The organism is Rhodoplanes elegans (assembly GCF_016653355.1).
GTDB lineage: Bacteria > Pseudomonadota > Alphaproteobacteria > Rhizobiales > Xanthobacteraceae > Rhodoplanes > Rhodoplanes elegans.
The window spans coordinates 1-21,140 of the sequence record NZ_NHSK01000176.1 but is presented as its reverse complement, the minus strand read 5'-3'; the positions used below and the strand labels follow the sequence as shown (position 1 = coordinate 21,140).

Here is a 21,140-nt window from a genome sequence, read left to right as displayed (position 1 = left end):
TCCGAGATAGACCACGATGCCGGCCGCCGCCGCGAGGCCGACCGCGACGCCGCCGACCAGCACGGGCCACAGCCGGCGACGCGGCGCCTCGGCCGCCGGGCCGCGGTCGATCGACAGCGAATGCAGAAGCTTCGTGCGGTCGTCCATCCGCCGGTCGTCCATGGCTCGCGGCCGTCCAAATCGCTCCGGAACCGCGACGCGCGGTCCGGATGCCGTCACTCGTGCCGTCGGGGGTCACGCGTCGTCGCGTGCCGCGACGCCTCGTCGCGTCGGAAGATACGACCGGGCGGGGGCGCCGGACCTCCGATCGGAACAGTGGCCCTGAGATACGGCCGCAACCGCCCTAGCGCAACATCGTGACCCGCGGATGGTCGAGTTTCGCGCGACATCCTGAATGTCGCAGGCAAGTCTGGTCGGGTGCGGCGGACGGCCGAAACGGCGGTCCTGCCAGCGCGTTGACGGAGGCACGGCGGAACCGCCGGTCGGAGGAGGAGTCGAATGCCCTACGCGCTCTACTACTGGCCGACCATCCAGGGGCGCGGCGAGTTCGTCCGCCTCGCGCTGGAGGAGGCCGGCGTCCCCTACGACGACGTCGCCCGCGGCCCGGAGCCCGACGGCGGCGTGCCGGCCATGCTGGCCCTCATCGACGGCGACAGCGTGCCGCATCCGCCCTTCGCCCCGCCGTTTCTCCGCGCCGGCCGGCTGCTGATCGGCCAGACCGCCACCATCCTCCTGTTCCTCGGCGACCGTCACGGCCTCGCACCGAAGACCGAGTCCGGCCGCCTGTGGGTCCACCAGATCCAGCTCACGCTCGCCGACCTCGTCGTCGAGGCGCACGACACCCACCATCCGATCGCCTCGAGCCTCTACTACGAGGACCAGAAGCCGGAGGCGGCCCGCCGCGCCGAGAGCTTTCGCAACGAGCGGATCCCGAAGTTCCTGGGCTGGTGCGAGACCGTGCTGGAGCGCAGCGGCGGGCCGTGGCTCGGCGGACGCCGTGTCACCTATGCGGACCTGTCGCTGTTCCAGGCCGTCGAGGGCCTGCGCTTCGCCTTCCCGAAGACGATGAAGCGGCAGGAGCGCAAGAGTCCGCGCGTCGTCGCCCTGCGCGACGCCGTGGCGGCGCGGCCGCGGATCGCCGCCTATCTCGCCTCCGAGCGCCGCATCCCGTTCAACCAGATGGGCATCTTCCGGCACTACCCGGAGCTCGATCCTTAGCGGGCGTCCGACGCCCACCGCACCCGCGCCACCGCGCCCGGCATCGGCTCGAGCGCCGGCTCCAGGCTCGGCACCAGGCGGCGCTTCTCGCGGCGGACCGCGGCGGCCCGGTAGACCTGCTTGGTCGCCTCGACGATGTGGACGCCGGCGAACGGCAGCGCAAGCGTCGCGCCGGTGCGTTCCCAGGCGACGGCGGAGCGCAGGAACCAGCGCCTGCCGATCGGCGGCATGTAGAGGGCCTCGCCCCACGAGGTCGGCGTGAACGAGGATTCACGCAGCAGGTGGACGATCTGGGTGCGCGAATAGGGACGGCCGTAGCCGAACGGCGTCGTGTCCATCCGGGCCCACAGGCCGCGGCGGTTGGGGATCACCACCAGGATGCGGCCGCTCGGCGCCAGCACCCGCCACACCTCGCGCAGCAGCGACAGGCCGTCCTCGGCCATCTCCAGCGCGTGGACGAGCAGCACCCGGTCGACCGCGGCGTCGGTGAGCGGCAGGTCGTACTCCTCGACGAGCGCCGCGAGCGTCGGCCGCGCCGACGGCCAGCGCACCACCCCCTGCTGGGCCGGCATGAAGGCGAGGCAGCGCTCGGCATGCTCGCGGAACAGGCCGAGATAGGGCGTCGGATAGCCGATGCCGAGCACCCGCTGGCCGCGGGTGTCGGTCCAGCGCGACCGGATGCCCCGGCCGACGAACCGGCGCGCCACCGTCCCGAGGTGCTGGGCGTAGAAGTTTCGCAGGTCGACGACGTCGAGCGACATGGGACGGGTGACTGACTTTTCGTGCGGCGGACGACCGGGCGTTCGGCGTGCTCCGGCGATGCCGGGCGGCGGCGGGGCGATCAAAACGCGGCGCGGGCCCGAACGCAAATCGAGATCGCCGAAACGGTGACCGATTCGCGCCGGGCCCGCCCGGATCGTGACCGGGGCGGCGAGCCGCCCCGGGAACTTCAGCCGTCGCGCGCCGTCAGCGCTCGATGCACATGGCGATGCCCATGCCGCCGCCGATGCACAGCGTGGCGAGGCCCTTCTTGGCGTCGCGCTTGGCCATCTCGTGCAGCAGCGTCACCAGCACGCGGGTGCCCGACGCGCCGATCGGATGGCCGAGCGCGATGGCGCCGCCGTTGACGTTGACCTTCGAGGTGTCCCAGCCGAGCTCCTTGTTGACGGCGAGCGCCTGCGCCGCGAAGGCCTCGTTGGCCTCGACCAGATCGAGGTCCTCGTGCTTCCAGCCGGCCTTCGCCAGCGCCGCGCGGGTGGCCGGGATCGGGCCCGTGCCCATGATGGCCGGGTCGACGCCGGCATGTGCCCAGGAGGCGATGCGGGCGAGGATCGGGTGGCCGCCCTTCTCGGCGTCGCTGCGCCGCATCAGCACCACCATGGCGGCGCCGTCGTTGATGCCGGACGCGTTGGCGGCCGTCACCGAGCCTTCCTTGTCGAACGCCGGGCGCACCTTGGCCATCTGGTCGATGGTGGCGCCGTGGCGCGGGAACTCGTCGGTGTCGACGACGGTGTCGCCCTTCTTGGACTTGATCGTCACCGGGACGATCTCGTCCTTGAACTTGCCGGCCTTCTGGGCCGCCTCGGCCTTGTTCTGCGAGCCGACCGCGAACTCGTCCTGCTCGGCCTTGGTGATCTGCCACTTCTTGGCGACGTTCTCGGCCGTGACGCCCATGTGGTAGCCGTGGAAGGCATCGAACAGGCCGTCGCGCAGCATGGTGTCGACCAGCTCGAGCCCGCCCATCTTCACGCCGTTGCGCAGATAGGCGAAATGCGGCGACAGGGTCATCGACTCCTGGCCGCCGGCCACCACCACGCTGTTGCCGCCGTCGAGGAGCTGCTGGGCGCCGAGCGCCACCGAGCGCAGGCCCGAGCCGCACAGCTGGTTGATGCCCCAGGCCGGCGCCTCGACCGGGATGCCGGCGCCGATCGACGCCTGGCGGGCCGGGTTCTGGCCCTGACCGGCGACCAGGATCTGGCCGATGATCACCTCGTTGACGTCCTTCGCCTCGACCCCGGCGCGCTCCAGCGCGGCCTTGATGGCGATCTTGCCCAGCTCGTGGGCCGGGAGGGTGCTGAACGCACCGTTGAAATTGCCGACCGCCGTGCGCGCCGCACCGACGATGACGATGTCGTCTGCCATGTTCGAAAGCTCCCTGGTTTCCAGAAGGACGGCCGCAGCGGCGACTCCCCGCCGTGCGCGCCGCGTGGTCTCGCGGGCCCCGTTCTCTCGCGACCTCGATTATCGGTTGTCTGCGACAGCCTCCGGACACCCCGGTACGGCCGGCGGAGAGCTTGGCACAGCGGCGCTCACCTCGACAATCGTTGATGCCACCCGAACGGGTGACACCCGAACGCCGCGGCGTCGCGGCTGTCCGGCCGCCCGTCGGCGGGCTCGCGCCGCCGCCCGGGACGCGGGCGCACGGCGGTGCGATGGGGCGGAGCCGGCCTCCGAGCTTTTTGCGGATGCTCACACAAAACGGTAGCCGACGCCGAAGATTTCGCCTATTTTTTGGACCCCGAGCTCAAATTGGAGCACGCGCAGAAGACTTTCCGCACCGAGATCTACAGGACGATCCTACAGGACGCGCCTACAGACATCCCAGTTGCAGAGCGACAGCGCCATGGCCAAGTCGGAAGCCCCGGTTATCATCAAGAAATACGCCAATCGGCGCCTCTACAACACCGGTACGAGCACGTACGTCACGCTCGAGGATCTCGCCGCGATGTTGAAGTCGGGCGAGGACTTCGTCGTCTACGACGCCAAGACGGGCGAGGACATCACGCGCTCGGTGCTCACCCAGATCATCTTCGAGCAGGAGGGCAAGCAGGGCCAGAACCTGCTGCCGATCGCGTTCCTGCGTCAGCTCATCCGCTTCTACGGCGACAGCATGCAGATGCTGGTGCCGCGCTATCTCGAGTCCTCGCTCGACATGTTCTCGCGCGAGCAGTCGAAGTTCCGCGACCAGATGACCCAGACTTGGGGCGTCGGCGGCTTCGGCACCGTGGAGGAGCAGGTGCGGCGGAACATGGAGATGTTCCAGCGCGCTTTCACCATGTTCACGCCCTTCGCGCGGCGCACCGACACGGGCGAGGCCGAGCCGGCGGCCGAGAGGTCCGACAAGGCCGAGGCGCAGCCCGGCGAGATCGAGGCGCTGCGCCGTCAGCTCGAGGACATGCAGAAGCGCCTCGAGCGCCTCAGCGAGTCCGAGAAGGACAAGGGCGCGACGAGCTGACGCGGCGCGGGCCGGCGCCACTCTCGAACAGATCGCAGGGGGCACGGCGCGCCGCAGGCGCGCCGTGCCCCCGCGGTCGACTCCGGCGACGTCGCGCGGAGTCCCGCGGCGTCGGAGACATCGTCGAGCGGACACGGCGATGCCGCGTGGGCACGGCGCGTGCGGCGCCTTGCCCACCCTACTCGCTACTCGCTACTCGCTGTTCGCTGTTCGCGACGTGATCAGCTCGCCGCCGCGCCGCAGTCCGTCACGCTCGGCCACGGCGGCTCGGTGGTGGCGAGGCCGGTCAGGCGGCCCTGCAGATACTCGCAGCCCCACGACGCGAGCAGCGCCGCCGACTCTTCGTCCTGCACCCATTCGGCGACCGTCTCCAGGCCGAGCCGGTGGGCCAGATCCAGGAACGTCTGCACGAAGGCGCGGTCGTCCTCCGAGCGCGTCAGATGCTGCACGAAGGCGCCGTCGATCTTGACGATGTCGACGCCGAGCTTGCGCAGGTTGCGGAACGACGTGTAGCCGGCGCCGAAGTCGTCGATCGCCACCCGGCAGCCGAGATCCTTCGCGCGCGCGACGAAACCGCGGGTCTCGTCGAGATCGTGGATCGCCGCCGTCTCGGTGATCTCGATGATCAGCCGCCGCGCCAGGGCGGGCCGGCCGCGCAGGCCGGCGGCGAGCGCCTCCCACCAGTCGGGATCGCTGGTCGAGGCCGGCGACACGTTGACGCTGGCGACGAGCCGCGGCATGCGGCGCAGCGCATCGAGCACCAGCTCGAGCACGCGATGGTCGAGCAGCCGCATCAGCCCGAGCCGCTCGGCGATCGGCACGACCTCGCCGGCCGGGATCAGCGCGCCGTCGGAGCGGCGGATGCGCATCAGGCACTCGTGGAAGGCCGGCACCCGCGACCCGGTGTGCATCACCGGTTCGAAGGCGATGTCGATGCGGCGGTCGTTGAGCGCCGTGATGATCTCGTCGGAGGTGCGCACGCTGGCGCGGCGCAGCGCGTCGCGCTCGACGTTCGGCTGGTAGCCGTGGAACGAGCCGTTGCGCTTGGCCTGGGCGGCCTCCAGGGCCTCCTTGGCGCGGGCCAGCACGTCGCGCACCGAGCGGGCGTGGCGCGGCACCGTGACGCCGCCGACCGACGCCGTCACGGCGACCGGCCCGGCCTTGGTCTGGACGACGCCGTCGCGCACCCCGGCGAGCAGGCGCTCGGCCGCGACCTTGATGTCGTCGGGCGTGCACTGCTTGAGGATGATGCCGAACTTGTTGCCGGAGAAGCGGCCGAGATGGTCGCCGCCCCGCATGCGGGCGCGCAGCCGCTTGGCGACCGCGGCGACCACCTCGTCGGCGACCTCGTAGCCGTAGGCCTCGTTGATGCGGCCGACATTGTCGATGGCGAGCAGCAGGAAGCCGCACGAGGCGCGATACCGCACCGTCTCCTCGACCGTCGCGGCCAGCACCTCGGTCATGTGCCAGCGGTTCATCTCGCCGGTGAGGTCGTCGAAGCGCGACAGATAGGCGAGCCGCTCCTCGCGGGCGCGCCGCTCGGTGATCACCCGGACGATGCCGTGGACCTGCGACGGCTCGCCGCGCGAGCCCGCGAACCAGCGGCCGACATCCTCGACCCACAAGGGCTCGTCCGGCCGGCCGGGCAGGACCAGCGCATACTGCACCGAGAACGGAACCCCGTGGCCGCCGTCCGTCGCGCCGGAGCGCATCACCGCGTCGAACCGGGTCTCGGCATTGTCGGGCGCCAGCAGCCGGGCGAAGTCGCGGCCGGTCGCGATCGTGGCCGCATCAGTGACGCCGAGCACGTCGGCGGCGTTGTCGCCCCAGCGCAGCCGATCGGTGGCGACGTCCCACACATACGGCACGTCGCCGATCGACATCAGGATACCGCACGCATCGAGGGCACGCGGGCAGGCCGTCGACGCGGCGCCGGGCGGCGACACCGGGTCGTCCGCAGCCGGATGTCCCGGTTGCGGGCAGGCGAGCGTCTCGTTTCGGGTCACGTCGGAATCGCTTCTCGGATTGTCACTGGCCAACAGACGGACGAGCGGCGTGGGCGTCAGCCTATCGGGAAATGGTTAAGCAAGTGCTAACATGGGGCCGCCCGGTGAACGGGGGCGGAGGCCGGCATCGCGGTCGCGCCGCCGAACCCGCCGCCGGCACGAGCGTTGCGCTGTCGAAGGGAGCGACAGAGCCCTGTCCTGTTTCGCAACAGGACCGTTTCGCAGCAGGACCACGACGATGCGGCCGATCGAGAGCGTCTCGCACTTCTCCGCCGTGCTGCGCGACAACCGCCGGCGCGACGCCGAGACGCCCGCCGCGGCGCCGGAGCTGCCGAGCCGCGCCCTCGTCCCGGTGACCCGCGATCCGCCGCCGCGGCCGGCCGGGCGCAGCCTCGCCGGCTTCGTCGCCCAGCTCATCGCCACCAATCGCGGCCTGCCGCAGACCCGCGAGCTGCGCCGCGCCGCGCCCGACGAGGCGCAGGCCGCCTACGGCGACACCCGACGCGCCACCACGGCGGCCGCGCCGCGCCGCCTCGCCGTCACGGCCTGACAGCCGCCCCCGCGGCGGCCGCGTCCGCCGGGCGACCGCCGGCAACCGGAAAGGCCCGCCGGCGGGGGGAGCCGAGCGGGCCTCGAGGATCGTCCGGGCTTGTAGCGTGCCGCGGGGGGCGTGGGGAACGCGTCCGGGACGATCCCACCAGTCTGCCGCGGGCCGCCGCCGGTCCCGGTGGCGGCCGACGACGTATGCGATCACCAGCAGACCCGCTTCGAGCCGACATACTGGCCGTAGTAGTTGTGCACCGGCACCCAGCGGCAGCCGGCCGGGCCGTAATAGCCGTAGCCGCCGTAGGGGTGGGCGTAGGCCGACGAGGCGGCGGCGAGGCCGATCGCCGTGCCGGCGACGAGGCCGAAGCCGAGGGCCGGGCCGAACTTCGGCTTGGCGGCGGCCTCGCCGGTCGAGGCGGCGACGGCGCCGGCGAGCGTGACGGCGGCGAGGGCGGCGGCGGCGAGCTTGGTCTTGAACGACATCGTGGTCTCTCCTTCGGCTGGGACGCGGCGGCCGCCGCGATTGTCCATGTGTCGCCGCCTCGAAACGCCGCGTTCAGGCGGCCCCGGGGGCTGTGTGAGGGACCTCACACCGGCTCTGGTCAGGCCGGCCGAACCATGTAAGCTCGCCCTCGGGGGACGCGGCCCACGACAAGACGACCAACATGCCGCGTGCGCCGGGGAGACCGGGACGTCGCCGTCCCAGAACGCATCAACCGAGGAAGACACAGAATGTCGGCCAGCACCGCGGCCAGTGGCGCGACCACTCCGAAGAGCACCGCACCGAAGAACAAGGTGATCATCTCCTGCGCCATCACGGGCGCCATCCACACGCCGTCGATGTCGCCCCACCTGCCGGTGACGCCGGACGAGATCGCGCAGTCGGCGATCGGTGCCGCCAAGGCCGGCGCCGCCATCGTCCACCTGCACGCCCGCAACCCGGAAACCGGCCGGCCCGACCAGTCGCCCGAGGCCTTCGCCAAGTTCCTGCCGACCATCAAGGCGGGCTGCGACGCCATCGTGAACATCACGACGGGCGGCGCCCCGACCATGCTGGTGTCGGAGCGGGTGCGGCCGGCGGCGGTCCACAGCCCCGAGCTCGCCAGCCTCAACATGGGGTCGTTCAACTTCGCTCTCTATCCCATGCTGAACCGCTTCAAGACGTTCAAGCACGACTGGGAGGCGGCCTATCTGGAGGGCACGCGGGATCTGATCTTCCGCAACACCTTCAAGGATATCGAGTTCGTGCTGGCGACCTGCCGCGACAACGGCACCCGCTTCGAGTTCGAGTGCTACGACATCGGCCACCTCTACAATCTCGCCCACTTCCTGGAGCGCGGCCTGGTTCAGCCGCCGCTGTTCGTGCAGTCGGTGTTCGGCATTCTCGGCGGCATGGGCACGCATCCGGAGGACATCGCCATGATGCGGCGGACCGCCGACCGGCTGCTCGGCCGCGACACCTATCGCTGGTCGGTGCTCGGCGCCGGCCGGGCCCAGATGCCGACCGCCGCGATCGCTGCGGCGCAGGGCGGCAACGTCCGGGTCGGCCTGGAGGACTCGCTGTGGATCGGCCCCGGCCAGCTGGCCGAGAGCAACGCCCAGCAGGTCACCAAGGTGCGCCAGATCGTCGAGGGCCTCGGCCTCGAGATCGCGACGCCCGACGAGGCTCGCCAGATCCTCGCGCTGAAAGGCGGCGACAAGGTCGGGTTCTGAGGAGGCGGCGCCCCTCGACGTCGTCGCCGGGCTCGACCCGGCGACCCATCTTCCTGCGACAGAGTGCTTTTCCCGAAGGAGATGGATGCGCGGGTCGAGCCCGCGCATGACGCTTGCGTGTGTGGCGACGCATTGTGGAATCCCGAAGCGAAGGCAGGTCCCAGGGGCGCCACCCAGGAACGACGGCGGCAGCGCGCCCCCCATCTCGCGCTGGCCCCGCGGCGCGAACGCCCGTATCGTGACGGCTCGCCCTTCCCGACCGTAGGACGTGCGCGCGCGCAAGAATGGATTCACTCGACACCGTCAGTCTCTCCATCCTGCTCGGCGCTGTTCTGGTCCTGGCCGGCATCCTGTCGAGCCTCGTCGCGCTGCGCTTCGGCGCCCCGCTGCTGCTCGTCTTCCTCCTGGTCGGCATGGCGGCGGGCGAATCCGGCCCCGGCGGCCTGCGCTTCGACGACGTCCGGCTCGCCTACACGGTCGGCTCTGTGGCGCTCGCCCTGATCCTGTTCGACGGCGGCCTGCGCACCCGCTTCGCGACCTTCCGCAGCGTGCTGGCGCCGTCCCTCACGCTCGCCTCGATCGGCGTGTTCCTGACCGCGGCCCTGACCGCGCCGGTCGTCGTCTGGGTGCTCGGGCTCAACTGGCTGGAGGCGCTGCTGGTCGGCGCCGTCGTCGCCTCGACCGACGCGGCCGCCGTGTTCTTCCTGCTGCACGGACGCGGCCTGCGCCTGCGGCCGCGCGTCGCCGCGACCATCGAGATCGAGTCCGGCACCAACGACCCGCTGGCGATCTTCCTCACCGTGCTGCTGGTCGAGCTCCTGGTGATGGGCGACCGGCCGTGGACGGCCGTGTTCGCGAGCCTCGTCGGCCAGGGGCTCGGCGGCGCCGCGTTCGGCCTGCTCGGCGGCCGCGCCACCGTGCTGGCGCTCAATCGTCTGGCGCTGCCGCAGGGCCTGCACGCGCCCTTCGTCACCACGGCGGCCCTCACGGTGTTCGGGCTCGCCCAGTCCGCCCACGCCTCCGGCTTCCTCGCCGTCTATCTGGCGGGGCTGATCATCGGCAACCGGCCGACCCGGGCCCACAACACCATCATCGTGTTCCTCGACGCCGCGACCTGGCTCGCCCAGATCGCCATGTTCGTGCTGCTCGGCCTGCTCGCCTGGCCCGAGCGGCTGCTGTCGCACGGCCTGCAGGCGCTCGCCATCGCGGCCACGCTGATGTTCGTCGCGAGGCCCGTCGCGGTGTTTCTCTGCCTGGCCCCCTTCCGGTTCACTTGGCGCGAGCGCGCCTTCATCTCGTGGGTGGGCCTGCGCGGCGCGGTCGGCATCTTCCTCGCCTCGATCCCCCTCCTGGTCGGACTGCCGCGCGCCGAGCTCTACTTCAACATCGGATTCGTCGTCGTGCTGGTGTCGCTGCTGGTGCAGGGCTGGACGCTGGCGCCGGCTGCCAAGCTCCTGCGCATCGCGCTGCCGCGCGCCGAGCCGGCGCCGCGCCGGGTCGAACTCGACCTGCCGGGCCAGCTCGAGCAGGAGCTGGTCGGCTACCACGTCGGCGCCAGCAACCCCTATCTGCGCCGCAAGATCGTGCCGTCCTGGGCGAAGCCCGTGCTGGTGGTGCGCGAGAGCCGCGTGCTGTCGGCCGTCGAGGCCGGCGCCATCAAGCCCGGCGACCACATCTACCTGCTCGCGCCGCCCGAGAAGGCGCAGGCGCTCGACCGCTTCTTCGTCGACATGCCACCGCCGCCGGCGCCCGATCCGCGCCTGCTCGGCGACTTCTTCGTCGCCGCCGACGTGCCGCTCGGGGCGCTCGCCGAGATCTACGGGCTGGAGATCGCGGTCGCCGATCGCGACATCACCCTCGCCGACCACATCGCCGAGGCGCTCGGCCATCCGCCGCATCCGGGCGACGTGGTGCCGCTCGGTGCCATCGCCCTGGTGGTCAGCGCCGAGGCCGGCGGGCGCGTCACCCGGGTCGGCCTGCGGCTCGCCGAGCCCGACCCGGAGCCGCGCGGACGCCGGCCGCGACTCGCCCGCTGGATCGCCCGGGCCCGCGCCCTCGCGCGCAGCGTGCTGGAGCCGTGACGCGCGGCAGCGCCTCGTTCGACGCGGCGCCGCGGCATGCCGTCGCGTCGGCGCGGCCGGCGTTGCGGAACGTCGCCGGGACGGCGACGTTGGGGTCTTCGTAACTCCGGGTGCTCATAACAACCCTTCGGTCGTCGCGTTCAGTCACGGAGAACCCCCGATGAACCTTCCGTTCGAGACCCTCGTGATGGTCGCCCTGATCGGCGCCGCCGTGGGATGGCTCGCCAGCCAGGTCGCCTCCTCCGAAACCGGCTTCGGCCTTCCGGCCGACGTCGTCGCCGGCCTGGTCGGGGCCTTCGCGGGCGCCTTCGCGGCGCCGCGTCTCGGCCTCGGGCCGGACGGCTCGGAGCTCGCCCTGCTCGCCGTGGCCCTGGTCGGCGCGGCGATCGTGGTCGCCGGCGCCCGCTATCTGGCCGACGTGTGGGCCTCGCAGGTGGAGCCGCGCGCCGACGCCGAGGGGCGTCCGCTGCCGCCCGGCGAGCGACCCGCGCGCCGCGCCCCGCTGCTGACGGTCAGGGCGCCGCGGATCAGCGAGGAAGAGCGCTCGCGGCTGTGGATGCGCGACACCTGATCGTCATCCCGGCTCGCAAGGCCGGCGGGCGGAACGTCAGCGGCCGCGCGTCTCCAGGCTGAGCACGGTCGCGGCGACGTCGCGGCCGGGCGTCGCGCCCGCCGCCGAGGCCGACGGCTGGGCGAGCAGCGCGCGCCGCAGCGCCGAGAGATACTCGCGCTCGGTCTGCCGGGTCGGCAGGGCGCGCGGGAACAGCGGCGTCGTCGAGGCGATGGCGATGATCATCTCGCGGCCGAACGGGGCGCTCACGGTCGCCCTCGCCCGCCCGTCCGAGCCGTCGCCGAAAACGAGCGTGCGGCTCGCCTCGGCCGGCGCCGGATTGCCGTCGCGCGGCTGCACCAGATGCACCAGCGACCCGTCGACCTGGACGTAGCTGACATACAGATAGCGCGGCCGGCTCGGCGTGCGCACCGCGATGCGCAGGGGGTCGCCGTCGCGCAGCACGGCACGGCCGCCGATGTCGACGGTCGGCCGGTCGGCGACGTCGAGCGCGTCGTCGAGCGTCTGCAGCGCCTCGCATTGCGGCCACGGCGCGACGACGATCTCGCCGACCGCGAAGCCCGGGCGTGACGCGGCGGCGCGCCGGACCGTGTCGAGATCGTCGGTCGAGGCGACGAAGCCGGACAGCAGGGTGCGGCCGGCGTCGCGCCGCGCCGTCACCTTGGCGCAAGCGAGCCGCCGCAGCTCGGGAAGGTCGGCGGCGACGACCTGGCCGGCGGGGGGCACGGGCGGCGGCAGGGGCTGGACGGTCGGGCCGGGCTTCGGGCCGGGTGGCGGAAGCGGCGTGACCGGCGGCGACGGCACGGGCGCGACCGGCGGCGGCGGGGGCGGACGCACCGACCGCTCGACGTCCAGGATCCCGGCCTCGCGCACACGTTGGCGGAACGTGTCGTAGCCGATCCACGCATAGCCGCGGTCGCCCCAGCCGGTCCCCCACGAGTTGATCAGCCGGAACGCCTGGCGGCGGTCGTCGTAGCCGGTCAGCGTCATGGCGTGCCAGCCGCGCGGGCCGGTGAAGTCGGGCTCGGCGAACACGCCGTCGCCGCGATGCTTCTGGAACGCGACGCTGTCGGCGAACGAGATCAGCACCGGGTTGGAGAGCGCGAGCTGGCCCTTCACATCGTCGATGCGGGCGAGGTCGATGCGCCGATAGCCGCGCACCTGGAACTCGCCGGGGCGCCCGGTCACGCCCGGCCCGGGCGGCGCTGTGCACTGGTCGGCATAGGGATAGGACGCCAGGGACGGCGCGCCGCGGCGCAGGACGTCGATGTTGCGGACGAAGCTCGTGCCGGTGCAATCCTGCTGGGTGCGGGCGAGGTGATAGACATAGGCCGGGCTCGGCACGTTCGCGGCCTGGCGCACGTCGCGCCCCTCGGCGGTCGCGACGTAATAGCTGCGCGCCGCATAGGCGACGGCCCAGGCCGTGCAGGAGGGCAGCTTTCCCTGCCGTCCGGGCAGCGGCATGCTGCCGGAGAGATCGACCGACAGTGGCAGGAACGCCCGGAACATCTCGGTGGTGGCGAGGCTGCGCTTGGTCGCCTCGTCGATCGGGGCGTCGCCGTTGGCGTAGACGGTGTCGAGCGGGTCCGGCGGCGGCGCCGACTGGGCCACGGCCACACCGGGGCCGAGCAGGCCCGCAGCGAAGACGGCCAGGAGGGCCGCCGAGACGGGCCACGGAGAGGCCTGCGGCAGCCGGACGACCGTCCTGCGGGCGGGGGGCTGGAGTCTGTGGGTGGCGCGAGGCATGCGGACCGCCGGAGTGGGACGCCGGACCGGACCGTCCGGCCCGTCACTCTATCCCCACGCGAAGGTGTCGCGGAAGCCGGCGCCGGTTCGATCGAACCCCCGCGACGGCCGGACTCACGTCGCCTCGGCGTTGTCGTCCCCGTCGCTCCCGCCGGTCAGCCGCTCGATCCACTGGATCACCACCAGGACGAACAGAGCGAGGGCCAGCGCGATCGCGGCGGTGCGCCAGCCGCCGAGCCCGCAGGCGATGCCGAGCGCGGCGCTCATCCACACGGTCGCCGCGGTGGTCAGCCCCTTGATCCGGCCGGCCTCGGAATCACGCAGGATGACGCCGGCGCCGACGAAGCTGATGCCGGTCATGATGCCCTGGATGACGCCCTGGACGACCCGGCTCGCCGCATCCGGATGGCCGAGCATGCCCTCGACCTGCAGGGCGCCGACCGCGACGGTCGCGGCGCCGAGCGCGACCAGCGCGAGGGTGCGCATGCCGACCGGCTTGTTGCGGAGACCGCGGTTGAAGCCGATGACCAGCCCGGCGAGCGTCGCGGCGCCGAGCCGCAGCACGACATCGAGTGTGCCGAGCGGGTCGAACGTGAATCCGTAGGGTGCGAGAGCGCCGTCCAGGTGAGAGCCTCCGGGCCGCGCGTGGAATCGCCGGCCTCCCCGGGACGAAGGCCGGGCCGCAGGCCGCCGCGACCCTGCGGGCCGTGGAGGTAACGAGACTCGGGACCGCGGCGTTCCGGGGCAGCGCGATGCCGGCGCGGGGCGGCGCGCACCGGGCCGCGAGGGGGCCGTCACCGCGGCACGCGGAGCGTCACTGCGGCACGCGGTGCTCCCACAAGGCGAGCAGGCGGCGGCGGAAGCTCCGCGGCGAATCGGCGAACAGCCGGCCGGCGAGCCGCGCGGCGACGGCGACGTGCTCGGCCCGGCGCGCCGCGATCAGCGGCACGAGGCGCGAGCGCCACGGCGCCAGCGGCCCGTGCGGCTCGGTGAAGCCGGCCAGGATGATCAGATCCTGGTGGTGGCCGAGCCGATCGCGCAGGCGTTGCGATTCGCCGATCCAGAACTCGCCGAATCGCGGCCACAGCGGCGCGACGATCTCCATCTGGTAGCGGTGGATCACCACCTTCTGCCGCATCTCGTGCAGGGTCTCGGGATGGCTGGTCTGCCAGTCGTCGGGAATCGCCTTGCGGGCGCGGGCGTAGTGGCCGGCGAGCTCGGTCGCCACGTCGCGGAACGAGAGATGGCCGATCGGCCAGTACTTCACCCCCTCGGTCGCGGCGAGCAGGATCTCGTCGATCTGCCGGCGGGTGTCGGGCGTGAGCGAGACCCCCTCGGCCTGCGTGCGCACCGCGTCGAGCCGCGCCGTCACGGTGGCGAGGCTGCGATCCGAGAGCAACGGCGTCGTCTCGCGCGCCGATTCGTCGAGCTTGCCGAGATCCTCCAGCGCGTCGCGCGCCGTCTGGGCGTCCCGCGCGCCGGCGAGCAGGCGGGCGAGGTCGCGCGCCTCGGTGCGCAGCCGCTTGCCCTCGTCGCCGAGGAACGGCTCGACGAGGCGCAGATGCGCGCGCCAGCGCTTCATCCCTTTGCGGAAATCGTGGATCGCCTCGGCTTCCGGGAGGTTCGGGTCGGTGATGGCGGTGCGGGCTTCGGTGAGCGCCCCGCGGGCGATTTCACGCAGAACATCCGGGACATGCACCCCGCCGGACGACGCGTCCTTGTGGTCGGAGCCGTTCGGCATCCGAGCCATGCTCGAAAGTACCAAATTCTGTCCCACTTGGGCTTCCCATTCCCCGACGAGGTTGCTACATAAGCCCCGCGCCGGCGACGACGTCGTCCGGTCCTTGGCGCGGGGTGGAGCAGCCCGGTAGCTCGTCAGGCTCATAACCTGAAGGTCGCAGGTTCAAATCCTGCCCCCGCAACCAACCTTCCGACGCATCTTACATCGCAGGACACCCGCCCGCCACTCGTCCGAGTCGGCGGGTTTTTTCATGCGCGGGATCCTTGCGCAGGAGCGGCCGGCCGCCGCTCCTGAATCGACACGCTAAACGCCCGACATGACAGTTTTTTAGCGCCCTGCGCGGGCGTAGGCGGGACCGTGTGCCGCGGCGGGCTTCGACGCGCGTCGCGACTTCCTGTAGGTATCGGCCGCCGCAGTCGCATCAGGGTTCCGGAATGCCGCCCTCCCAGCACCTCGCCCCGAAATCCGACATCGAGATCTCGCAGGACGCCCCCAAGCGCCCCATCGTCGCGCTGGCGCGCGAAAAGCTCGGGATCGCGGCGGACGAGCTCGAGCCTTACGGCCGGTACAAGGCCAAGGTGTCGCTCGACCTCGTCGAGGCGCTGAAGGACCGCCCCTCGGGCAAGCTGATCCTGGTCTCGGCCATCACCCCGACGCCGGCCGGCGAAGGCAAGACGACGACCACGGTCGGTCTCACCGATGCGCTCGTGCACATCGGCAAGAAGGCGATGCTGTGCCTGCGCGAGCCGAGCCTCGGCCCGTCCTTCGGCCAGAAGGGCGGCGCGGCCGGCGGCGGCTATGCCCAGGTGGTGCCGATGGAGGATATCAACCTCCACTTCACCGGCGACTTCCACGCCATCGGGGCGGCCCACAATCTGCTCGCCGCCATGATCGACAACCACATCTACTGGGGCAACGGGCTCGGCATCGATTCGCGCCGCGTGACCTGGCGGCGCGTGCTCGACATGAACGACCGGGCGCTGCGCGACATCGTCTGCTCGCTCGGCGGCGCCGTGAACGGATTTCCGCGCGAAGCGGGCTTCGACATCACGGTCGCCTCCGAGGTGATGGCGATCTTCTGCCTGGCCGAGAACCTCGCCGAGCTGAAGACGCGGCTCGGCGACATCGTCGTGGCGCAGACGCGCGACAAGACGCCGATCCGGGCGCGCGACCTGAAGGCGCACGGCGCCATGACGGCGCTGCTGAAGGAAGCGCTGGCGCCGAATCTCGTGCAGACGCTGGAGGGCACGCCGGCCTTCGTGCACGGCGGCCCGTTCGCCAACATCGCGCACGGCTGCAACTCGGTGATCGCCACCAAGACGGCGCTCAAGCTCGCCGACTGGGTGGTGACCGAGGCCGGCTTCGGGGCCGATCTCGGCGCGGAAAAATTCCTCGACATCAAATGCCGCAAGACCGGCCTCGCGCCGGACTGCGTCGTGCTGGTCGCGACCGTGCGGGCGCTGAAGATGCACGGCGGTGTGAAGAAGGAGGATCTCCGCCACGAAAACCTCGACGCGCTCGAGGAGGGCCTCTCGAACTTGCGACGCCATGTCGAGAACGTCAAAAAATTCGGGCTGGTGCCGGTGGTGTCGATCAATCGCTTCTCGGCCGACACGGCGGCCGAGATCGCGCTGGTGCGCGACGCCTGCGCGGCGCTCGGCGTCGAGGCCTACGTGGCCGACCACTGGGCCGAGGGCGGCAAGGGCGCGGTCGACGTCGCCCGCGCCGTGGTGCGGGCGGCGGAGAGTGGGCGCAGCAAGCTGAAGCTGCTCTATCCCGACGACATGCCGCTGGTGGAGAAGATCCGCACGGTGGCGCGCGAGATCTATCACGCCAACGACATCGCCCTCGACGCGCCGGTCGCCGAGCAGCTCGCCGGCTTCCAGGCAATGGGCTACGGCAGCCTTCCGGTGTGCATCGCCAAGACCCAGTACAGCTTCTCGACCAATCACGAGATCAAGGGCGCGCCGGCGGGACACATCGTGCATGTGCGCGAGGTGCGGCTCGCCGCCGGCGCCGGCTTCGTGGTCGCCATCTGCGGGGACATCATGACGATGCCGGGCCTGCCCCGCATCCCCGCCGCCGAGGCGATCGACGTTCTCCCCGACGGGCGGATGATCGGGTTGTTCTGAGCGCCGCGAACCCCTGAGCCGTCATGCCCGCGCTTGTCGCGGGCATCCACGAAGCGGCCGCAGGCCGCGCAAGAGCGTGGATGGCCGGGACGAGCCCGGCCATGACGAAGGAGACGCTCCGGATCCGCTCAAATCCCCGCCATCACCTTGGCCACCTTCTCCAGATGCGCGGCGCGGGTCGCGTCGGTCGAGACGTTCATGTGATAATGCGCGTGGTAGGTGATCTTCGCACGGCCACCCGAGAGCACCCGCAGATAGCGTGTTATCACCTTGCGGGGCGGATCGCCCATCAGGAGCGCGGTCCAGCGCGGCCGTCCGTAGGTCGTCACGGCGGCGATGCGCTTCAGATGGGTTAGCGCCGGCTTGACGTTGGCCGGGTCGCTGATGTCGAAGGCGACGCCCGGCATCAGCACGCGGTCGAACCAGCCCTTCAGCATCGCCGGCAGGCCGAAGCACCACACCGGGAACACCAGCACCAGCGCCTCGGCGGCCTGCAGCCGGTCGACATAGCCCTGCACGGGCGCCTGGTTGACGGCGGTGTCGTGATAGTTCAGCCGCTCCTCGCGGCTCAGCACCGGGCTGAAGCCTTCGGCGTAGAGATCACAATCGTCGACCATGTGGCCGGCTTCGCGAAGGCTTTCGACCACGCGGGCATGCACGGCGGCGTTGAAGCTCGTCTCGACCGGGTGGCAGTAGATCACCAGAACGCGCATGAGGTCATTCCAAACACATCATTCCAAGCACATCAATCCAACATCCGGGCGCGGGCGCGCCCCTCACGTCGTCCCGTTGCGGCTCTCGCCGTATTGCAGGACCTGAACCTTCTCGATCGTCACCAGGCCGGACGGCATCATGGCGTCGAGCACGGGCAGGAACGCGTCGATCTTCTCGGGCGCGTCGACGATCTCGATGACCAGCGGAAGGTCGGCCGAGAGCCGCAGGATCTTGGTCGTGTGCAGCACGGAGGAATGGCCGAAGCCGAGCGGCCCGCGCAGCACCGTGGCGCCGGCGAGCTTGTGCTCGCGCGCCTTCAGCACGATCGCCTCGTAGAGCGGCGTGCGGTCGAGCTTGTCGTCCTCGCCGACGAAGATTCTCAGAAGCACGGCATCGCGCGGCACTCGCATGGCAGGCTCCTCATATCCAGCGCATCGTGTTGAAGGCGGTGGCGAGCGCGGCGCCGGCCCAGACGGCGAGAAGGCACGCCACGACCGAGCCGACCACGTTGCCGCCGGCCTCCAGCCATTGGCCGTCGCGCATCAGGTCGAGCGTCTGGATCGAGAACGACGAGAAGGTCGTGTAGCCGCCGCAGATGCCGACCATCACGAACTGGCGCACCGGCGTGCCGACCAAAAAGCGCCCGTCCGGCCCGGTGATCACGGCGAAGAAGCCGATCACGAACGACCCGACCACGTTGACGGTGAGCGTGCCCCAGGGGAACGTCTCGCCGATCAGGCGGGCCACCACGCCCGAGCACCAGAAGCGCGCCATGCCGCCGAGCGCGCTGCCGATCGCGATCCAGAGATAAGCCATCCGTCGTTCCGAGCCGAAAACCCGCCGCCGTTGCTGGCGTAGCGCCGCGGCGCCGCGCCCGCAACCATGCACGTACGCAACGGACATCGCAGCGCCGTCATTCCGGGGCCGGCCGAAGGCCGGAACCCGGAATCCAGCGACACACGCCGTGCTCCGGACTGGATTCCGGGTCCGCACGCTGCCGCGCGCGGCCCGGAATGACCGGTGTGTTTACGGCGGCGGCACTGAGGCGGTCTTGTCCGGCCAGCGGCACAGATCGGCGATCGGGCAGAGCGGGCAGCGCGGCTTCAGCGCCGTGCAGGTGTAACGGCCGTGCAGGATGAGCCAGTGATGGGCGTGCAACCGGTAGGGCTTCGGCACCACCGCCTCGAGCCGGGTCTCGACCTCGAGCGGCGTCTTGCCGGGCGCCAGCCCGGTGCGGTTGCCGACCCGGAAGATGTGGGTGTCGACCGCCATGGTCTCCTGCCCGTAGGCGATGTTGAGCACCACGTTCGCGGTCTTGCGGCCGACGCCCGGCAGCGTCTCCAGTGCCTCGCGGGTCGACGGGACGATGCCGTTGTGCTCGGCGATCAGCTGCTGCGACAGGGCGATGACGTTCTTGGCCTTGGTGTTGAACAGGCCGATCGTCTTGATGAAGTCCCGCACCTTCTCTTCGCCGAGCGCGACCATCTTCTCGGGCGTGTCGGCGGCTTGGAACAGAGCGCGCGTCGCCTTGTTGACGCCGGCATCGGTCGCCTGGGCGGACAGCACCACGGCGACCAGCAGTGTGAACGGGTTGATGTGCTCGAGCTCGCCCTTCGGCTCCGGGTTCCTGGCCGCGAACCGGCGAAAGATCTCCTCGATCTCGGCCGGGCCGAGCGTCGCCGGGGCCTTCGCCTTGCCGGGGCCTTTGCCCTTCGCGGGCGAGGCGGCGCCGGCGGCCCCCTTGACCGCGGCCTTGCGCTTGCGGCTTGCTTGAAGTCCGCCGGCAGACGGCTTGCGGATCATGGTCGCGTCACCCGTGTCGTCGAGAAAGGCCGCCCGGCAAGGCGCGGCCGTCGCAGAAACCGCCGCGCCGTCGGCCGCGAGCCGCACGGTGCAGAACCCCCGGTGCCCATGGAGTCGCCCTCCTCCGAGCCGATCCTGTTCTCGGCCGTCGTCACGCCGCATCGCTCGCTCGGCCGGGCCGGCGTCCGGGCCGTGGTCCTGCTCGTCGCCGCGGCGAGCGGCGTGCTCGGGCTCGTCTTCCTGGCGGCGGGCGCCTGGCCGGTCTCGGGGTTTCTAGGGCTCGACGTCGCGCTCGTCTATTGGGCGCTGCGGATCAACACGCGGCGGGCGGCGGCCTGCGAGCAGATCGTGGTGACGCCGTCGGCCGTCACGATCCGGCGGGTCGGCCACACCGGCCTGACCGCCGAATGGACCCTCAACCCGGTGTGGGCGCGGCTCGACCGCGAGGTCGACCCGGACTTCGGCCTGCTGCGGATCGCGCTGGTGTCGCAGGGCCGGCGGCTGGTGGTCGGCTCCTGGCTGTCGCCGGTCGAGCGCGATGGCTTTGCCGCCGCCCTGGCGGCGGCCCTGAACGAGGCGCGGCGCGGGCCGACCCGCACCACCTTCCCGGACGTTGCGCCCGAGGCGCCCGGAAATCGGGTGGATCCCCCCGGGTCGGGGCCGTAGGCTCGCGATCATGAGCACCATGATCCTGACCGATCCCGTCGAGGTGCGACCCCCGGTCCGCACCCGGAGCGCGGCGCTCGACCGCGCCGCCGAGGACTACGACCGCGTCCGCCGCGCGATCGCGTTTCTTTCGGAGCACTGGAAGCAGCAGCCCGACATCGAGGCGGTGGCGCACGCGGCCGGCCTGTCGACCGACGGCCTCACGGCGCTGTTCCGCCGCTGGGCCGGGCTCACGCCGAAAGCCTTCCTTCAAGCCCTGACGCTAGACCATGCGCGAAAACTGCTGCGCGAATCGGCGAGCGTGCTCGATGCGGCCTACGAGGTCGGCTACTCGGGCCCGGGGCGGCTGCACGACCTGTTCGTCACCCACGAGGCGATGTCGCCGGGCGAATGGAAGGCGGGCGGCGCCGGGCTGGTGCTGGACTATGGCTTCCACCCGTCGCCGTTCGGCTCGGCGCTGGTGATGGCGACCAGCCGCGGGCTGGCCGGCATCGCCTTCGCGGACCAGGGCGGCGAGGCGGCGGCGCTCGCCGACATGCAGGCGCGCTGGCCGAACGCGACCTACGTGCGCGACCAGGCCGGCACGACGGCGCTCGCCCGCCGGGTGTTCGACCCCGCCCTCTGGCGGGCCGACCGGCCGCTGCGCATCGTGATGATCGGCACCGATTTCGAGGTGCGGGTGTGGGAGGCGCTGCTGCGCGTCCCGCTCGGCCGGCTGACCACCTACTCGACCGTCGCCGGCACGGTGTGCTCGCCCAAGGCCGCCCGCGCCGTCGGCGCTGCGGTCGGCCGCAACCCGCTGAGCTTCGTGGTGCCGTGCCATCGCGTGGTCGGCAAGAGCGGCGACCTCACGGGCTACCACTGGGGCATCACCCGCAAGCGCGCCATGCTCGGCTGGGAGACCGGCCAGCGCGAGGGGTGAGCGGCTTTCGGCACCGGCAACAATGCCGGGCGGCGCAAGAATTCCC

Annotated in this window: 20 protein-coding genes and 1 tRNA gene; 10 read left to right on the top strand and 11 right to left on the bottom strand. The window is 71.6% G+C overall.

Going from position 1 to position 21,140, the window contains the following annotated elements:
• Positions 1-498 precede the first annotated feature (498 nt).
• A complete protein-coding gene (locus tag CCR97_RS21840; RefSeq protein ID WP_111359759.1) occupies positions 499-1,218 on the top strand; it encodes a glutathione S-transferase in 720 nt (239 codons plus the stop codon).
• On the opposite strand, the gene CCR97_RS21835 is transcribed toward CCR97_RS21840, so the two are convergent.
• Together CCR97_RS21835 and CCR97_RS21830 are read right to left on the bottom strand one after the other, a co-directional pair.
• Positions 1,215-1,979 (bottom strand): class I SAM-dependent methyltransferase, encoded by a 765-nt coding sequence (locus tag CCR97_RS21835; RefSeq protein ID WP_111359758.1) that lies wholly within the window; start codon positions 1,977-1,979, stop codon positions 1,215-1,217. The two genes, CCR97_RS21840 and CCR97_RS21835, sit on opposite strands and share 4 nt — an antisense overlap.
• A 205-nt stretch (positions 1,980-2,184) precedes the next feature.
• Entirely contained in the window at positions 2,185-3,360 is a 1,176-nt protein-coding gene (locus CCR97_RS21830; protein WP_111359757.1) for an acetyl-CoA C-acetyltransferase, read from the bottom strand.
• Positions 3,361-3,841: 481 nt separating this feature from the next.
• Between CCR97_RS21830 and phaR the strand changes: the two genes are divergently transcribed.
• Positions 3,842-4,453: a polyhydroxyalkanoate synthesis repressor PhaR gene (gene phaR, locus CCR97_RS21825; RefSeq protein WP_111359756.1), complete on the top strand. Its 612-nt coding sequence runs from the start codon at positions 3,842-3,844 to the stop codon at positions 4,451-4,453.
• Positions 4,454-4,674: 221 nt separating this feature from the next.
• Here phaR and CCR97_RS21820 read toward each other — a convergent pair whose 3' ends face one another.
• Positions 4,675-6,336, bottom strand: coding sequence for an EAL domain-containing protein (locus tag CCR97_RS21820; protein WP_170146096.1), 1,662 nt, complete (start codon positions 6,334-6,336; stop codon positions 4,675-4,677).
• A 361-nt stretch (positions 6,337-6,697) separates the two neighbouring features.
• On the opposite strand from CCR97_RS21820, the gene CCR97_RS21815 reads away from it, so the two are divergent.
• On the top strand, positions 6,698-7,009 hold the full coding sequence (locus CCR97_RS21815; protein ID WP_244670604.1) for a hypothetical protein: 312 nt from the start codon (positions 6,698-6,700) through the stop codon (positions 7,007-7,009).
• Between the two features lie 200 nt (positions 7,010-7,209).
• Here CCR97_RS21815 and CCR97_RS21810 read toward each other — a convergent pair whose 3' ends face one another.
• On the bottom strand, positions 7,210-7,488 hold the full coding sequence (locus CCR97_RS21810) for a hypothetical protein (protein WP_111360002.1): 279 nt from the start codon (positions 7,486-7,488) through the stop codon (positions 7,210-7,212).
• Positions 7,489-7,737: 249 nt separating this feature from the next.
• Here CCR97_RS21810 and kce point away from each other — a divergent pair, with 249 nt between their 5' ends.
• The 3 genes from kce to CCR97_RS21795 all read left to right on the top strand — a co-directional run bounded on the left by kce (position 7,738) and on the right by CCR97_RS21795 (position 11,370).
• Entirely contained in the window at positions 7,738-8,718 is a 981-nt protein-coding gene (gene kce / locus CCR97_RS21805) for a 3,5-dioxohexanoate:acetyl-CoA acetone transferase (RefSeq protein ID WP_111360000.1), read from the top strand.
• A 284-nt stretch (positions 8,719-9,002) separates the two neighbouring features.
• Complete coding sequence (locus CCR97_RS21800; protein ID WP_201159842.1) at positions 9,003-10,799, top strand: potassium/proton antiporter; 1,797 nt, start codon at positions 9,003-9,005, stop codon at positions 10,797-10,799.
• A 160-nt stretch (positions 10,800-10,959) separates the two neighbouring features.
• Positions 10,960-11,370, top strand: a complete 411-nt coding sequence (locus tag CCR97_RS21795) for a GlsB/YeaQ/YmgE family stress response membrane protein (RefSeq protein WP_201159841.1) — start codon at positions 10,960-10,962, stop codon at positions 11,368-11,370.
• A 36-nt stretch (positions 11,371-11,406) separates the two neighbouring features.
• Here CCR97_RS21795 and CCR97_RS21790 read toward each other — a convergent pair whose 3' ends face one another.
• The 3 genes from CCR97_RS21790 to CCR97_RS21780 form a co-directional block, all read right to left on the bottom strand.
• The gene (locus CCR97_RS21790) at positions 11,407-13,116 is read right to left on the bottom strand and encodes a C1 family peptidase (protein ID WP_111356014.1); all 1,710 of its coding nucleotides are present in this window, start codon (positions 13,114-13,116) and stop codon (positions 11,407-11,409) included.
• 114 nt (positions 13,117-13,230) lie between these two features.
• Entirely contained in the window at positions 13,231-13,680 is a 450-nt protein-coding gene (locus CCR97_RS21785) for an MgtC/SapB family protein (protein ID WP_111356016.1), read from the bottom strand.
• Positions 13,681-13,930: 250 nt separating this feature from the next.
• Complete coding sequence (locus tag CCR97_RS21780) at positions 13,931-14,866, bottom strand: CHAD domain-containing protein (protein ID WP_201159840.1); 936 nt, start codon at positions 14,864-14,866, stop codon at positions 13,931-13,933.
• 98 nt (positions 14,867-14,964) lie between these two features.
• Between CCR97_RS21780 and CCR97_RS21775 the strand changes: the two genes are divergently transcribed.
• Both CCR97_RS21775 and CCR97_RS21770 read left to right on the top strand, forming a co-directional pair.
• A tRNA-Met gene (locus CCR97_RS21775) sits at positions 14,965-15,041 on the top strand.
• 250 nt (positions 15,042-15,291) lie between these two features.
• Positions 15,292-16,989 (top strand): formate--tetrahydrofolate ligase, encoded by a 1,698-nt coding sequence (locus CCR97_RS21770; protein ID WP_111356020.1) that lies wholly within the window; start codon positions 15,292-15,294, stop codon positions 16,987-16,989.
• 128 nt (positions 16,990-17,117) lie between these two features.
• On the opposite strand, the gene CCR97_RS21765 is transcribed toward CCR97_RS21770, so the two are convergent.
• The 4 genes from CCR97_RS21765 to nth form a co-directional block, all read right to left on the bottom strand.
• Entirely contained in the window at positions 17,118-17,702 is a 585-nt protein-coding gene (locus CCR97_RS21765; RefSeq protein ID WP_111356022.1) for an NAD(P)H-dependent oxidoreductase, read from the bottom strand.
• Positions 17,703-17,765: 63 nt separating this feature from the next.
• Entirely contained in the window at positions 17,766-18,113 is a 348-nt protein-coding gene (locus tag CCR97_RS21760) for a DUF190 domain-containing protein (protein WP_111356024.1), read from the bottom strand.
• 10 nt (positions 18,114-18,123) lie between these two features.
• Positions 18,124-18,519 (bottom strand): fluoride efflux transporter CrcB, encoded by a 396-nt coding sequence (gene crcB, locus CCR97_RS21755; RefSeq protein WP_111356026.1) that lies wholly within the window; start codon positions 18,517-18,519, stop codon positions 18,124-18,126.
• Positions 18,520-18,729: 210 nt separating this feature from the next.
• Positions 18,730-19,506 (bottom strand): endonuclease III, encoded by a 777-nt coding sequence (nth, locus tag CCR97_RS21750; RefSeq protein WP_111356036.1) that lies wholly within the window; start codon positions 19,504-19,506, stop codon positions 18,730-18,732.
• A 108-nt stretch (positions 19,507-19,614) separates the two neighbouring features.
• Here nth and CCR97_RS21745 point away from each other — a divergent pair, with 108 nt between their 5' ends.
• Both CCR97_RS21745 and CCR97_RS21740 read left to right on the top strand, forming a co-directional pair.
• Positions 19,615-20,172 (top strand): DUF2244 domain-containing protein, encoded by a 558-nt coding sequence (locus tag CCR97_RS21745; protein WP_111356028.1) that lies wholly within the window; start codon positions 19,615-19,617, stop codon positions 20,170-20,172.
• 10 nt (positions 20,173-20,182) lie between these two features.
• Positions 20,183-21,094, top strand: coding sequence for a bifunctional helix-turn-helix domain-containing protein/methylated-DNA--[protein]-cysteine S-methyltransferase (locus CCR97_RS21740; protein WP_111356030.1), 912 nt, complete (start codon positions 20,183-20,185; stop codon positions 21,092-21,094).
• Positions 21,095-21,140: the final 46 nt, after the last annotated feature.